The 12,674-nt window shown below is 59.6% G+C and carries 15 protein-coding genes; 8 read left to right on the top strand and 7 right to left on the bottom strand.

The genetic code is table 11. The features are described 5' to 3' along the window. The first annotated feature begins 4 nt into the window (after positions 1–4). Both AWU82_RS09880 and AWU82_RS09875 read left to right on the top strand, forming a co-directional pair. Entirely contained in the window at positions 5–814 is an 810-nt protein-coding gene (locus AWU82_RS09880; protein ID WP_007957396.1) for an ABC transporter permease, read from the top strand. Between the two features lie 17 nt (positions 815–831). Then, positions 832–1,986, top strand: a complete 1,155-nt coding sequence (locus AWU82_RS09875) for an ABC transporter ATP-binding protein (RefSeq protein WP_064380435.1) — start codon at positions 832–834, stop codon at positions 1,984–1,986. A gap of 247 nt (positions 1,987–2,233) precedes the next feature. Here the strand turns inward: AWU82_RS09875 and map are convergent, their stop codons facing one another. Both map and AWU82_RS09865 read right to left on the bottom strand, forming a co-directional pair. Next, positions 2,234–3,025: a type I methionyl aminopeptidase gene (gene map / locus AWU82_RS09870; protein WP_064380438.1), complete on the bottom strand. Its 792-nt coding sequence runs from the start codon at positions 3,023–3,025 to the stop codon at positions 2,234–2,236. Further along, on the bottom strand, positions 3,022–3,282 hold the full coding sequence (locus AWU82_RS09865; RefSeq protein WP_011334623.1) for a ParD-like family protein: 261 nt from the start codon (positions 3,280–3,282) through the stop codon (positions 3,022–3,024). Before AWU82_RS09865 ends, map begins: the two co-directional genes overlap by 4 nt. A 429-nt stretch (positions 3,283–3,711) precedes the next feature. Between AWU82_RS09865 and AWU82_RS09860 the strand changes: the two genes are divergently transcribed. The 5 genes from AWU82_RS09860 (at position 3,712) to yecR (ending at position 8,338) form a co-directional block, all read left to right on the top strand. Beyond that, positions 3,712–5,088 (top strand): pyridoxal-phosphate dependent enzyme, encoded by a 1,377-nt coding sequence (locus tag AWU82_RS09860; protein WP_007957391.1) that lies wholly within the window; start codon positions 3,712–3,714, stop codon positions 5,086–5,088. Then, positions 5,085–6,263: a cystathionine gamma-synthase gene (locus AWU82_RS09855; RefSeq protein ID WP_064380440.1), complete on the top strand. Its 1,179-nt coding sequence runs from the start codon at positions 5,085–5,087 to the stop codon at positions 6,261–6,263. Before AWU82_RS09860 ends, AWU82_RS09855 begins: the two co-directional genes overlap by 4 nt. Positions 6,264–7,130: 867 nt before the next feature. After that, positions 7,131–7,436, top strand: coding sequence for a hypothetical protein (locus tag AWU82_RS09850; RefSeq protein ID WP_064380442.1), 306 nt, complete (start codon positions 7,131–7,133; stop codon positions 7,434–7,436). Between the two features lie 218 nt (positions 7,437–7,654). After that, on the top strand, positions 7,655–7,969 hold the full coding sequence (locus AWU82_RS09845) for a hypothetical protein (protein WP_064380445.1): 315 nt from the start codon (positions 7,655–7,657) through the stop codon (positions 7,967–7,969). Between the two features lie 60 nt (positions 7,970–8,029). Continuing rightward, the gene (gene yecR, locus AWU82_RS09840) at positions 8,030–8,338 is read left to right on the top strand and encodes a YecR family lipoprotein (RefSeq protein WP_064380447.1); all 309 of its coding nucleotides are present in this window, start codon (positions 8,030–8,032) and stop codon (positions 8,336–8,338) included. On the opposite strand, the gene AWU82_RS09835 is transcribed toward yecR, so the two are convergent. Continuing rightward, positions 8,310–9,947: an ATP-binding response regulator gene (locus tag AWU82_RS09835; RefSeq protein WP_064380448.1), complete on the bottom strand. Its 1,638-nt coding sequence runs from the start codon at positions 9,945–9,947 to the stop codon at positions 8,310–8,312. The genes yecR and AWU82_RS09835 overlap by 29 nt on opposite strands. A 114-nt stretch (positions 9,948–10,061) precedes the next feature. On the opposite strand from AWU82_RS09835, the gene AWU82_RS09830 reads away from it, so the two are divergent. Next, positions 10,062–10,667, top strand: a complete 606-nt coding sequence (locus AWU82_RS09830; RefSeq protein WP_064380450.1) for a LuxR C-terminal-related transcriptional regulator — start codon at positions 10,062–10,064, stop codon at positions 10,665–10,667. A gap of 6 nt (positions 10,668–10,673) precedes the next feature. Here AWU82_RS09830 and AWU82_RS09825 read toward each other — a convergent pair whose 3' ends face one another. The 4 genes from AWU82_RS09825 to AWU82_RS09810 are packed head-to-tail and all read right to left on the bottom strand — an operon-like array spanning position 10,674 to position 12,672. Beyond that, positions 10,674–10,838: a rubredoxin gene (locus AWU82_RS09825; protein WP_064380452.1), complete on the bottom strand. Its 165-nt coding sequence runs from the start codon at positions 10,836–10,838 to the stop codon at positions 10,674–10,676. A 17-nt stretch (positions 10,839–10,855) separates the two neighbouring features. Next, positions 10,856–11,194, bottom strand: coding sequence for a hypothetical protein (locus AWU82_RS09820; protein ID WP_084777076.1), 339 nt, complete (start codon positions 11,192–11,194; stop codon positions 10,856–10,858). A gap of 20 nt (positions 11,195–11,214) precedes the next feature. Continuing rightward, positions 11,215–11,922, bottom strand: coding sequence for a hypothetical protein (locus AWU82_RS09815; RefSeq protein ID WP_223290688.1), 708 nt, complete (start codon positions 11,920–11,922; stop codon positions 11,215–11,217). A gap of 27 nt (positions 11,923–11,949) precedes the next feature. Beyond that, the gene (locus AWU82_RS09810) at positions 11,950–12,672 is read right to left on the bottom strand and encodes a hypothetical protein (protein WP_064380457.1); all 723 of its coding nucleotides are present in this window, start codon (positions 12,670–12,672) and stop codon (positions 11,950–11,952) included. Positions 12,673–12,674: the final 2 nt, after the last annotated feature.

Genomic DNA, 12,674 nt, shown 5'->3' with positions numbered 1-12,674 from the left:
CGAGATGCTCCTGACGCCCAATGCCATGAGTCGCCGGATGCGCTTCGGCCTGTATTTCACCACCGGGTTGATCGGCCTGTTCCTGCTGTTGCCGATTGTGTTCATCGTCCTGCTGTCGTTCGGTTCGTCCCAGTGGCTGGTGTTCCCGCCACCGGGCTGGACGCTGAAATGGTACGTGCAGTTTTTCTCCAATGCCGACTGGATGAGCGCAGCGCTGGCCAGCCTCAAGGTCGCGGTGCTGACCACAATCTGCGCCGTCGCCCTCGGTTTGCCGACGGCCTTTGCGCTGGTGCGCGGACGCTTCCCCGGCCGGGAAATGCTCTACGGCCTGTTCACCCTGCCGATGATCGTGCCGCTGGTGATCATCGCCGTGGCGGTGTACGCGCTGTTCCTCAAGCTCGGCTACACCGGGACGATGTTCGCCTTCGTCGTCAGCCATGTGATCGTCGCGCTACCGTTCACCATCATCTCGATCATCAACTCGCTGAAGCTGTTCGATCAGTCGATTGAAGACGCAGCGGTGATCTGCGGTGCGTCACGCCTGCAAGCGGTGTTCAAGGTGACCTTCCCGGCGATTCGTCCGGGGATGGTGGCCGGCGCCCTCTTCGCCTTCCTGGTTTCGTGGGACGAAGTGGTGCTCAGCGTGATGATGGCCAGCCCGACCCTGCAAACCCTTCCCGTGAAAATGTGGACCACCCTGCGCCAGGACCTGACGCCCGTGATCGCCGTCGCCTCGACGCTGCTGATCGGCCTGTCGGTATTGGTCATGGTGATCGCCGCCGCTCTGCGCCGGCGCAACGAAATCAGCGCCTGAGCGCCCAGGAGTACGACATGAGTGCCGTGATCAAAGACGCATCCCAGCAGAACGACAAACCCCTGGTCAGCCTGCGCAACCTGAACAAGCACTACGGCGATTTCGCGGCCGTGGACAACATCTCGCTGGACATCAAGGACGGCGAATTCCTGACCTTCCTCGGCTCCAGCGGCTCGGGCAAAAGCACCACGCTGTCGATGCTCGCCGGTTTCGAAACGCCGAGCAGCGGCGAGATCCTGGTCAACGGCCAGTCGCTGGTGAACGTGCCGCCGCACAAGCGCGACATCGGCATGGTGTTCCAGCGTTATTCGCTGTTCCCGCATCTGTCGGTGCGCGACAACATCGCGTTTCCGCTGGCGATCCGCAAACTCGCTGCAGCCGAGCGTGATAAACGCGTCGATGCGATGTTGAAGCTGGTGCAGTTGGAACAGTTCGCCCATCGTCGTCCTTCGCAACTGTCCGGCGGCCAGCAGCAACGGGTCGCCATTGCACGGGCGCTGGTTTACGAGCCACGTATTCTGCTGATGGACGAACCACTCGGTGCGCTGGACAAGAAACTTCGCGAAGACCTGCAGGATGAATTGCGCCAACTGCACCGCCGCCTCGGCATCACCATCGTCTATGTAACCCACGATCAGGAAGAAGCCATGCGCCTGTCCCAGCGCATCGCGATTTTCAGTCACGGCAAGATTGTCGGGCTCGGCAGCGGTTATGACCTTTATCAGAATCCGCCGAATGCATTTGTGGCGTCGTTCCTCGGCAACTCGAATTTCCTCAAGCTCAAGGCGCAGGGCAATGCGGCGGCGAGTTTTGAGGAGCAGTCGCTGTCGATCCGTCTCACCGCAGGATTGCAGACCGGGCAGGATGTGCTGCTGATGGTGCGTCCGGAAAAGGCGTTGGCGTTGAGTGTGCAGCAGGCGGCGAGTGAGCCGTTGGCGGCGGGCTGGAATGAGGTTTCGGCGAAGGTGGTCGAGGTGTTGTTTCTGGGGGAAAGTCAGACCTGCAGTGTGGTGACTTCGGGCGGGACTTCGATGACGGTGAAGGCGCTGTCGGCGGCGGGGATGCCGTTGAAGACTGGAGATCCGGTTCGGGTGCGTTGGGCGACGGCGGATGCTTGCGTTTATACGGAGTGGGCGGAGAGCGATTTGAACAAAGCGGCGGGGGCTCATTAACACCGAGTCGCCTGCCCGCCCTCACCCCAGCCCTCTCCCGGAGGGAGAGGGAGCCGACCGAGGTGTCTTGCGCTGTACATCGACCTGAAAAACCGAGTCGATTGTGGATTTGGCACAGCATTCTGGTCGGCGGCGATTATGGATTCACCGCGGAGTTTTCAGGTCGGCGTAATTCTCCAATATTCCCCAATCGGCTCCCTCTCCCTCCGGGAGAGGGCTGGGGTGAGGGCCAGCAGGCGACTCGGTATCAGTTGATCGGCGCAAACCCATCAATTTCGTCAGGCCAAGCCGTCAAAACTTCGAATCCGTCATCAGTCACCGCAATCATGTGCTCCCACTGCGCCGACAACGATTGATCCTTGGTCACCACCGTCCAGCCATCCGCCAGGCTCTTCACATGGCGCTTGCCCGCATTGAGCATCGGCTCGATGGTGAAAATCATCCCCGCCTTCAGCTTCAAGCCCTGCTCCGGATAACCGTAATGCAGCACCTGCGGTTCATCGTGATAAACCTTGCCGATCCCGTGCCCGCAGTACTCGCGCACCACGCTGAACCCTTCTTTTTCCGCCAGACTTTGAATCGCATGGCCAATGTCGCCCAGCGTAGCGCCCGGCCGCACGACGCGAATACCCGCGCACATGGCGTCGTAAGTGGTCTTGATCAGGTGCCGCGCCTCGGGCGTCGTTTCGCCGACCACGTACATGCGGCTGGTATCGCCGAACCAGCCGTCCTTGATCACGGCGATGTCGAGATTGACGATGTCGCCGTCCTTCAGCACGCGCTTGGAAGGAATGCCATGGCACACCACTTCGTTGACTGACGCGCAGACGGTTTTCGGGAAGCCGTGGTAACCGACGTTGGCCGGAATGGCTTTCTGCACATTGACGATGTAGTCGTTGCACAACTGGTCGAGCTGATCGGTCGTCACGCCAGCCTTGACGTGCGGCACCAGCATCGCCAGCACCTCGGCGGCCAGTTTGCCGGCCTCACGGGATTGGGCGATTTCGGCGTGGGTGTTGATCTTGATCGGGTTTCTCATGCCTTGGCCGCCTCTTTGACCGAGGCGTTCTGCGCGGCATCGGCCAGGGCACAGACTTGCTGCAGATCCAGACCGCCCGATTGTTCGGCGCGGATCAGCAACCGGCAAATGGCGTGGTGATCAAGGTCGGGATACAGCTCGGCGAGCATGCCGATGCGCATCCAGTGTTCGGCCTGCGCGTTGATCGAGCGGCTGAGTGCGTTGCTGGAGATGCGCAGATTTTCGTGCATGTCCTCTGAAATCTTTACGATGCCCATGGCAATATCCGATACGAAGTGTATATGGATCGTATATTAATCGTGCATCGCGCGGGATTGCAAACGCTGCATACCCGGTAAATCGCGGCAAAAAATCTGCCCGGCACCTGAGATTGGTATGACGTGACTTGCGGCTGTGTGCATTTCACATTCAGACGAGCAATCAATCAGCATTTTTCGCTGCAAGATTTTTACTACCGGATCAAGCGCTTCGTGACGCTGAAGACGCCCTTTCAATACTCGATGACGCCTGCGTATAAACCCCTGCAAATCACTTCCTTCCCCTCTCCGATTTCGTTCTATCGTTAGATCGAAATGGCAGTATTTCCGGCCGTTTAAAGGTTGCGACAGCGCAGGTCTGAGCCTATGTTGCACGCGAGCTTTTTCCCCGCGAATGGAACGCGATCAACACCACAAAGAGGTGAAGAGATGTCAAAGGATTCACGCCCTGCCGTACTTGGGCTGATCGGCAATACGCCGCTGGTACAAGTCACCCGCTTCGATACCGGTCCCTGCACCCTGTTTCTCAAACTCGAATCACAAAACCCCGGCGGTTCGATCAAGGACCGCATCGGTCTGGCCATGATCGACGCCGCTGAGCGCGATGGTCGCCTGCAACCCGGCGGCACGATCGTCGAAGCCACCGCCGGCAACACCGGGCTGGGCCTGGCCCTGGTCGGCCGCGCCAAGGGCTACCGCGTCGTGCTGGTGGTGCCGGACAAAATGTCCACCGAAAAAGTCCTGCATCTCAAAGCCATGGGCGCCGAAGTGCACATCACCCGCTCCGATGTCGGCAAGGGTCATCCCGAGTACTACCAGGATGTCGCCGCGCGTCTGGCCAAGGACATTCCCGGCGCGTTCTTCGCCGACCAGTTCAACAACCCCGCCAACCCACTGGCCCACGAGTGCAGCACCGGACCGGAAATCTGGGCCCAGACCGAGCATGACCTCGACGCGATCGTGGTCGGCGTCGGCTCGGCCGGCACGCTGACCGGCCTGACCCGCTTCTTCAAGCGCGTGCAACCGGATCTGGAAATGGTCCTGGCCGATCCGGTCGGTTCGGTGATGGCTGAATACAGCCGTAGCAAACATCTCGGCACCGCAGGTTCGTGGGCGGTGGAAGGCATCGGCGAGGACTTCATTCCGTCGATCACCGACCTGTCGAGCGTGCGCAGCGCCTACTCGATCAGCGACGAAGAAAGCTTCGATCACGCCCGTCAGCTGCTGAAAGCTGAAGGCATTCTCGGTGGTTCGTCCACCGGCACCCTGCTCGCTGCCGCGCTGCGCTACTGCCGCGAACAGACCGAGCCGAAACGCGTGGTCAGCTTCGTCTGCGACACCGGCACCCGATACCTGTCGAAGGTCTACAACGACCAGTGGATGACCGATCAGGGCCTGCTGCAGCGCAAACGCTACGGCGACCTGCGCGACCTGATTGCCCGACGCTTCGAAGACGGCAAAGTCGTCAGCGTCGGCCCGGACGATACGCTGATGACCGCGTTCCAGCGCATGCGCCTGGCCGACGTTTCACAACTGCCGGTGCTGGTGGATGGCAAGCAACTGGTCGGCGTGATCGACGAGTCGGACATTCTGGTGCGTGTGCACGAAGACGCTTCGCTCTTCAGCAAACCCGTTTCCAGCGCGATGACCGACAAGTTGCAAACCCTCGCCCCCGGCGCGACGCTGGCTGAACTGGAAGCCGTGCTCAGCAGCGGTCTGGTGGCCATCATCGCCGACGCTTCAGGCTTCCACGGCCTGATCACCCGCGTAGACATGCTCAATCAATTACGGAGATCCCTGGCATGAGCCAGCACGACAAGAACGCCCGTCAACAAGGCTTCGCCACCCGCGTGATCCATGCCGGGCAAACGCCGGATCCGACCACCGGCGCGCTGATGCCGCCGATCTACGCCAACTCCACGTACCTGCAAGACAGCCCCGGCGTGCACAAGGGCTTCGACTACGGCCGCTCGCACAACCCGACGCGCTTTGCCCTGGAGCGTTGCGTGGCGGATCTGGAGGGCGGCACCCAGGCGTTCGCCTTCGCGTCCGGGCTGGCGACGATTTCCACCGTACTCGAACTGATCGATGCCGGCTCGCACATTGTGTCCGGCAATGACCTGTACGGCGGCACGTTCCGCCTGTTCGACAAGGTGCGCCAGCGCAGTGCCGGGCATCGTTTCAGCTACGTAGACCTGGCCGACCTGTCAGCGTTAGAAGCGGCGCTGCAGGACGACACGCGCATGGTCATGGTCGAAACCCCGACCAACCCGCTGCTGAGCCTGTCCGACCTCGCCGCCATCGCGCGCATCTGCAAGGCCCGCGGAATCATCTGCGTGGCCGACAACACCTTTGCCAGCCCATGGATTCAGCGTCCTCTGGAGCTGGGTTTCGACATCGTGCTGCACTCGACCACCAAATACCTGAACGGTCACTCCGACGTGATCGGCGGGATCGCGGTCGTTGGCGACAATCCAGCACTGGCCGAACGCCTGGGTTTCCTGCAGAACGCCGTTGGTGCCATCTCCGGCCCGTTCGACGCGTTCCTCACCCTGCGCGGCGTGAAGACGCTGGCGCTGCGCATGGAGCGTCATTGCAGTAACGCACTGGAACTGGCGCGCTGGCTGGAACAACAGCCGCAGGTCAAACGCGTCTACTACCCAGGCCTGGAATCCCACCCACAGCACGAACTGGCCAAGCGGCAGATGCGTGGGTTCGGCGGGATGATTTCCCTGGATCTGAACAGTGATCTGGCAGGCGCCCGGCGCTTCCTGGAGAACGTGCAGATCTTCGCCCTGGCCGAAAGCCTCGGTGGTGTGGAAAGCCTGATCGAGCACCCGGCGATCATGACTCACGCGACCATTCCGGCGGAAACCCGCGCCAAACTTGGCATCGGTGACAGCCTGGTGCGTCTGTCGGTAGGTGTTGAGGATATCGAAGACCTGCGTGCGGATCTGGCGCAGGCGCTGGCCAGCATCTAAAGCCGGAAAACGTCAAAGCCCGCACGAGGCGGGCTTTGGTGTTTGAGTAGGCGGCCAGTGCTGGTCTCTGGCTTACAAGGTTTATCAGGCTTCTCACAGTACCGGACCAAATTGAGAGGGGTACGGTCTCGGCTGCTTCACACGGCATAAGGGCTGGATCTCAGCGCGGAGATCTTTCTAACCGTGTACCCTTCGGAACGCGCCCCACGTCCCCTTGCTATCCGCTTGCGCATCAGTCTGCGTCTTCACCTACATTCTTGAGCCTAGCAAACACGCTGCATTGCGCTACGCGGTTTTTAGATTGATTTTTTTCTAGCGCCAGTCTGCAAGGAAGCTAACCGACTATCGCCTTCACGGCCCTTCAGCCTGCCTCCCGCCAAGGGCGAACTATACTTTTCAGTTCGCTGTCCAGATTTCCTGTAAACCGTCGACACCCGTGCACCCTCCGGTGCCCCCGTGCCATTCACCAATCTGGTTGACCCCGGGCCGACGAGCCTTCCGTCACGCAACGCATGACGGGTAATGCTCGGTTGCTGTTTGGCTGATGGGGCGTGGAGAACATCATGAAGCACACGCTTTGGCCGGGCCTTGTCCTGGCAGTTGCGGCAACGGTGGCAATGCCCAGTGTCTGGGCTGCGAAGGCGCAGGCATTGGCGTCGGATGGGGCGGATCATGTGGGTGCGGGGGCTGTCGCCTCTGATGGTGCGGATCATGTCGGCGCTGGAGCTGTAGCTTCTGACGGCGCGGATCACGTTGGCGCCGGCGCTGTTGCCTCTGACGGCGCGGATCACGTTGGCGCAGGCGCTGTTGCCTCTGACGGCTCAGATCATGTCGGCGCAGGGGCCGTAGCTTCTGACGGATCGGATCATGTCGGTGCAGGTGCAGTTGCTTCTGACGGCGCGGATCACGTTGGCGCAGGCGCTGTTGCCTCTGACGGCTCAGATCATGTCGGCGCAGGGGCCGTTGCCTCTGACGGTGCCGATCATGTCGGCGCAGGTGCCGTTGCTTCTGACGGTGCCGATCATGTCGGCGCAGGTGCCGTTGCTTCTGACGGCTCCGATCACGTTGGCGCAGGCGCCCTCGCCGCCGATGGCGCAGACAAGGTCGGTGCCAGCCGGCTCGCCTATTCCCGCGCAGGCGTCGGCTCCGACCAGGTGGCCTCAGCCCTCATGAGCGGCAGCTATTCCGACCAGTTCAACAGCCCTCAATAACCGCTATCGGCGCAATCAGCTCACCGCTGGTTGCGCCGCACTAGCACATTTGTGCTAATCGACCACCCCGATCCCTGGCGTTATATTCCCTCGCAACCCCCGACGCTCCCCAACATTGCCGCTGCGCAGTGCGCGGGATCGTTGTGCCTGGAAAAACAACAACACCAAGGAAGAAACACCATGAAACTGCAGCTCAGCCTCGCCAAGATCACGGTTCTCGGTGCCCTGCTCCTCGGGGCCAGCGGTTGCCAGACCGCCAAACCCACCGAAGACAGCATGCGCGAACGTGCCCAGACAGTCATCGGCCAACCGGTCACCAGGATCGGCAACATCCGCAACGACAGCACGCTGACCTACTACACCGCCTACACCGCCGCCGGCGAATACAACTGCGAACTGCCCAGCGGCGCGATCATCGCAGTGGCCAGCATGGGCATCATGACGCCTCCGCTGTCCTGCCTGCCCAAAGGCGCGTCGCCGATTCCGTACCAGTAATCCGGCGCAGAAAAACCGCTCCAGTGCCTCTTCTCATCCGGTAAAGGATTGCGTTCAATCATGAAAACACTCATCGCCACCCTCAGCCTCGCAGCCGTCGTTCTGACCGGTTGCGCCACCCCCAAGCAATGGGAAGCCACCGGCGGCAGCAAGACCGACGGCGTTGTCCAGGTCTACTATGAACTGGGCCAGTTCGAGAGCGGGCAAACCTCCGCCGCTCAAGGCCTGGCCGCGGCTGAAGGACGTTGCAAGGTCTGGGGCTACAAGAGCGCCGAAGTGTCGGGCTCGGAGAAAAACATCTGCCGCACCATGGGCCAGTACAACTGCCTGCAAACCACCATCACGCAAGACTATCTGTGTAAGCGCTGACCGCTTCGGTCTGCCGGTCGCGCAGCGCACGCAAGGTCGCGCGCAGCTCGGCCGGGCGTACCGGCTTGGACAGAATGGCGATCTGCCGATCATGCAGGGCCGCCTGGATTTTTTCGATGTCATGCCCGGTGATGATCATGGCCGGAACCGCATAACCGCGCTGACGACGAACCTCATCGATACACTCGATGCCTGTGCTGTGGGAGCCGAGGTCATAGTCGGCCACGATGATGTCGCAGTCCGTGACCAGACCTTGCCCGCTCAGTTCGGCCTGCACAACGCAGCCCCAACGCTCGAGCAACGCCGAGGTCGCCAACAGAACGTTGCGATCATCTTCCACAAGGCACACCTTCAGCCCCGTCAGCAAACCGATTTGCCGAGCCTCTTCACGATTGACCGGCATCTGCGGCGGCGCGAGCGGCAGGCCAAGCAAGGTCACCGCCGTGCCATGCCCCAATCGTGAACGGATCGCGACATCGATGCTGATCAGCTGCCCCAATCGCCGGACAATCGAAAGCCCCAGGCCTACGCCTTCGACGTCTTTGTCGCGCAATTGGCGAACCCGATAAAACTCCTCGAATACCTTGGGCAAATGCTCTTCAGCGATACCGTTGCCGCGGTCGTAAATCGCGATGGCCAAACCCGCGCCGCGCTTGCGCACACCAATCAGCACCGGTCGGTGCGCACCGTACTTGAAGCAATTGGAGAGCACGTTCTGCACCATGGTCGCGAGCAACGCCGGATCGGTGCGCACCCAATGTTCACAACGCCGCAAGCGCAGCTCTACACCCGCCCAACGTGCAGCTTCGGCGTTCTGGCGGATCAGATCCGCCAGCCACTCGCCCAGCTCAAGCGTCTGCAACCGGGGCAAAATCCGCCCGTTGTCGAGGGTGTAGAGATCGAGGATCGAACGAAACAGCTGCGACACATTGAGCAGCGAACGGTCGATGCTGTCTACCAGCCGCCGCTCCTCCTCGCCCAGCCTCGATTCGCGCAGGCATGCGGTAAACAACCCGATGGAATGGATCGGCTGACGCAAGTCATGACTGGCTTGGGCCAGGAAACGCGACTTTTCCAGATTGGCAGCGACCGCCTCTTCGGACGCCTTGCGCGTACGCTCCAGCAGCAGGTGGGCATACACCGGAATCACCGTGCTGGTGATCATCAGCATCAACACCATGAACGGTTGCGCCTGCCAGTACGGCGTCAACCGATAAACCGCCAGCAGTGCCAGCAACGCCAACACCGTGGCGATCGCCAGGTAGCGCGAGCCGTAACGCATGCCGTTGCCGAGATTGACCCAGACCATGACGGCATAAATGGGCAACGCCGCCTCGCCGCCGACCACCAGCCCGAAACAGGTGCCGGTGTAATCGTGGAGCATGCCGAAAATCCGCCGCGCCGGATAATGCCCCGGCCAGCGCACGATGGCCTGGCGCAGCACGACGGAGGCCAGCAGAAACAGGGAAATGTAGGTGACCACCGGCAGATAGGTATCGAAGCGCTGGCCCGGCAGGAAACCGAGCACGGCCATGTAAACCAGCGCAATGCTGGCGATGATGATGCGCAGATTGGCCTGGTCGAGCTCAGTGTTCTTTTCGAACTTCATGGGGGAACGTCCTTGTGCGGCAGTCGTCATAAACAGCACGAATCAACAGGCAATGCCTTCGCCCGGTGCTAAGGTGCATGCCGTGAGAAATGCTGACCCAGGGAGGGTTTTGCCATGGCGTGCCGAATCATCATAGCCGACGATCACCCACTGTTTCGCGAAGCGCTGCTGCGCACCGTCCAGCGCTTGCTGCCCGACGCCCTGATCGAAGAGGCCGGCGACCTCGACAGCGTGCTTGCCCTGTTGCCGGCGGGCGATGAGCCCGACACCTTGATCCTCGACCTGCGCTTTCCCGGCCTGACCTGTGTCAGCCAGCTCGCGGAACTACGCCGCCGCTTGCCGCGAACCACGCTGATCGTGGTGTCGATGGTCGATGACGAAGCGCTGATCGGCGAAGTCATGGCCGCCGGCATCGATGGTTTTATCGGCAAGAACATCGCCCCCGACGAGATCGGTCAGGCGATCCGGGCGATTCGTGAAGGTGAGGTACTGGTGAAATTCGCCCCGTCCGGCCTGCTGCCGCTGGACACCGGCACCGCCCTCACCCCGCGTCAGCAAGAGGTGCTGCGGCTGATCGCCCAGGGCAAGACCAACAAGGAAATCGCCCGTGAACTGGATATTTCGCCGTTCACGGTGCGGATTCATGTGTCTTCCCTGCTACGCACCTTGAACGTGCCGTCGCGCGCCGCGGCAGCCGTCAAGTACGGTGGGTCGGCTTGACGCCCGTTATTCGAAATCCTCCTTGGGCATCTGGCAATCAGGGCACAGCCAGTCGTCATGTACGTCATCCCAGGGTGTACCGGCCGCGATCCCGTTCTGCGGATCGCCAACCGCCGGATCATATTCATAACCGCATACCGTGCATGTCTTGATAGTGTCTTGCGTCGACATAAACAATTTCCTTTTGCTTAAAGTGCCACGGTTGAAATGAGTCCTGCGGCGCCAAGAATGAAACCGATCAATGCTCCCCGCTCCGGCAACTCTCGGAGCATGGCGTAGATGACGATGGGTTCCAGCACCAACAGCAACGTCAAGGAAGCGACGGTCACGACCCAGATGTTGCCCGTTCCCTGATACCCCATCCAATAGGCCAGAATGAGGCTGATGCCGGCGATACAGATCAGAATCATCGGTTTGAGGAACATGCCTGGAGTCTCCATGACCCGGCCCGGAAGTTTCGAAGCGTACACCTCGCTGTAGATTGTCAGGATCTCGCCAAAGATCATCAGCAAAAGAGCCACGACTATGTAGTATTCCTTTTTCACAGCTACCTCTTGCGCAATATGGAGAGAATTTCGTCAATGACGGCGCCACCGACCTCGTCGCTTTCAAGCAGGAAGTGCGGCCCGTCGTGATCGAACAGAAACGTGTTCTTGTAAGCTTCACCCTCAAAACCCGCGATTGCGTTCAACACGCTCTCGGCCTGATGCAGTTTGTCGGCATGGAAGGTCTTGAGGATTTTCACCGCATTGCCGAAATGGATGGCTTCATCGGCGATCAGGTTCTTGATCCAGTTGTTGAATCCTGCATGACCGAAACCCTGATAGAAGGTGTCCTTCTTGTAGGTCTTGACCGAGACATACTCATCGTAAGCAAACAGCAACAGCAGATTGAACTCACTCGACAGGATGTCTTCCAGGCCTGAAAAATCCCCGACCCGACGCTTCAGGGCATCGACCAGCTCCACTTCCCCGGTGCCGAAAATCAGCCGATTCAGTTCAAAAAAACCGTCAGCATGATTGCGCTCATCGGCATACCAGAAATCCAGGTACTGGACGAAATACGGTGAGAAGTCCTTTCGCCTCGGATAGAGAAAGTTATAGAGATTGACAGAGTCGTATTCGGACACGAGGTCGGCCATGAAAAACTCTTTGAAAGATGCATCGATGCCTGGGTTGGTCCACCCACTGGAATCGATCTCTTCAAAGATCGCTCTGGAACTCCAATTACGTTTTTTCAAAAACGCCGCTTCCATGCCACACCCTCCTTGAGCCTGACGTGATTACTCGCTGAACTTCTTGATGATCGCCGGAATGATCATGTCCTTGATTTCATGTTTGGCAATCGGGAAATCCGGAGCATTGTGATCCAGGACAAAAGTTCCGGTGTAACTCGGCTTCTCGAAATCGATCTCGAATATTTCATCGAGTATCGTCGGGATCTCATCCATTCGGTGCGGAAAGAGCTCCCTGGCTTTTTTCACAAATGAGAAAAAGTGAGTCACTTCATCTTTCTTCGTCTTTCGTATCCAGGCAGATAGTTGCTGCGAGTCGAAACGGTCATAACTTTCGATACTTCGATGGTAGACATGGGTGGTGATGATTTCGTCATAAGCCAGTGTCACCAACAGCTTTAAAGGATCAGCCGCTATTGACTCGATAATGCTGAAATCCGGCTTCCGGAGTTCGACGCTCAACGACACTTCGTCAAAGGGAATGCTGGTATACGCGGCATAGATCAGGGCAAATCCGTAGGCGTGATCGATCTCATCCTTCAACCAGGGGTTGAGTACATCCTGCAAACTTGCGAACACCTGCGGGTAGTTAGCCTCAAGGTACCAATAAAGACGCCGGGCATCGTATTCCGTGATGACGGAATCAAAGAAAATCTCTTTCCATTCCTGTCTTTCCGAATCTGCCAGCTCTACCGACGGGAACCTGAATCCGGAGAGTACGGCTGAAGCTTCTGGTGTGGTGCGGGTTACCGATCCGATTGACATCGACATAC

The sequence above is a fragment of the Pseudomonas glycinae genome, from assembly GCF_001594225.2.
Classification (GTDB): Bacteria; Pseudomonadota; Gammaproteobacteria; order Pseudomonadales; family Pseudomonadaceae; genus Aquipseudomonas; species Aquipseudomonas glycinae.
This window is presented reverse-complemented; position numbering and strand designations above follow the sequence as displayed.

Excerpts from the sequence above, each read along its gene's own strand:
- AWU82_RS09880 (WP_007957396.1), top strand. The coding sequence starts at position 5 with ATGCTCCTGACGCCCAATGCCATGAGTCGCCGGATGCGCTTCGGCCTG.
- AWU82_RS09850 (WP_064380442.1), top strand. The coding sequence starts at position 7,131 with ATGTCGGTGCAGGTGCAGTTGCTTCTGACGGCGCGGATCACGTTGGCG.
- AWU82_RS09875 (WP_064380435.1), top strand. The coding sequence starts at position 832 with ATGAGTGCCGTGATCAAAGACGCATCCCAGCAGAACGACAAACCCCTG.
- AWU82_RS09835 (WP_064380448.1), bottom strand. The coding sequence starts at position 9,947 with ATGAAGTTCGAAAAGAACACTGAGCTCGACCAGGCCAATCTGCGCATC.
- AWU82_RS09855 (WP_064380440.1), top strand. The coding sequence starts at position 5,085 with ATGAGCCAGCACGACAAGAACGCCCGTCAACAAGGCTTCGCCACCCGC.
- yecR (WP_064380447.1), top strand. The coding sequence starts at position 8,030 with ATGAAAACACTCATCGCCACCCTCAGCCTCGCAGCCGTCGTTCTGACC.
- AWU82_RS09865 (WP_011334623.1), bottom strand. The coding sequence starts at position 3,282 with ATGGGCATCGTAAAGATTTCAGAGGACATGCACGAAAATCTGCGCATC.
- AWU82_RS09830 (WP_064380450.1), top strand. The coding sequence starts at position 10,062 with ATGGCGTGCCGAATCATCATAGCCGACGATCACCCACTGTTTCGCGAA.
- AWU82_RS09845 (WP_064380445.1), top strand. The coding sequence starts at position 7,655 with ATGAAACTGCAGCTCAGCCTCGCCAAGATCACGGTTCTCGGTGCCCTG.
- AWU82_RS09815 (WP_223290688.1), bottom strand. The coding sequence starts at position 11,922 with ATGGAAGCGGCGTTTTTGAAAAAACGTAATTGGAGTTCCAGAGCGATC.
- map (WP_064380438.1), bottom strand. The coding sequence starts at position 3,025 with ATGAGAAACCCGATCAAGATCAACACCCACGCCGAAATCGCCCAATCC.
- AWU82_RS09825 (WP_064380452.1), bottom strand. The coding sequence starts at position 10,838 with ATGTCGACGCAAGACACTATCAAGACATGCACGGTATGCGGTTATGAA.
- AWU82_RS09860 (WP_007957391.1), top strand. The coding sequence starts at position 3,712 with ATGTCAAAGGATTCACGCCCTGCCGTACTTGGGCTGATCGGCAATACG.
- AWU82_RS09810 (WP_064380457.1), bottom strand. The coding sequence starts at position 12,672 with ATGTCGATGTCAATCGGATCGGTAACCCGCACCACACCAGAAGCTTCA.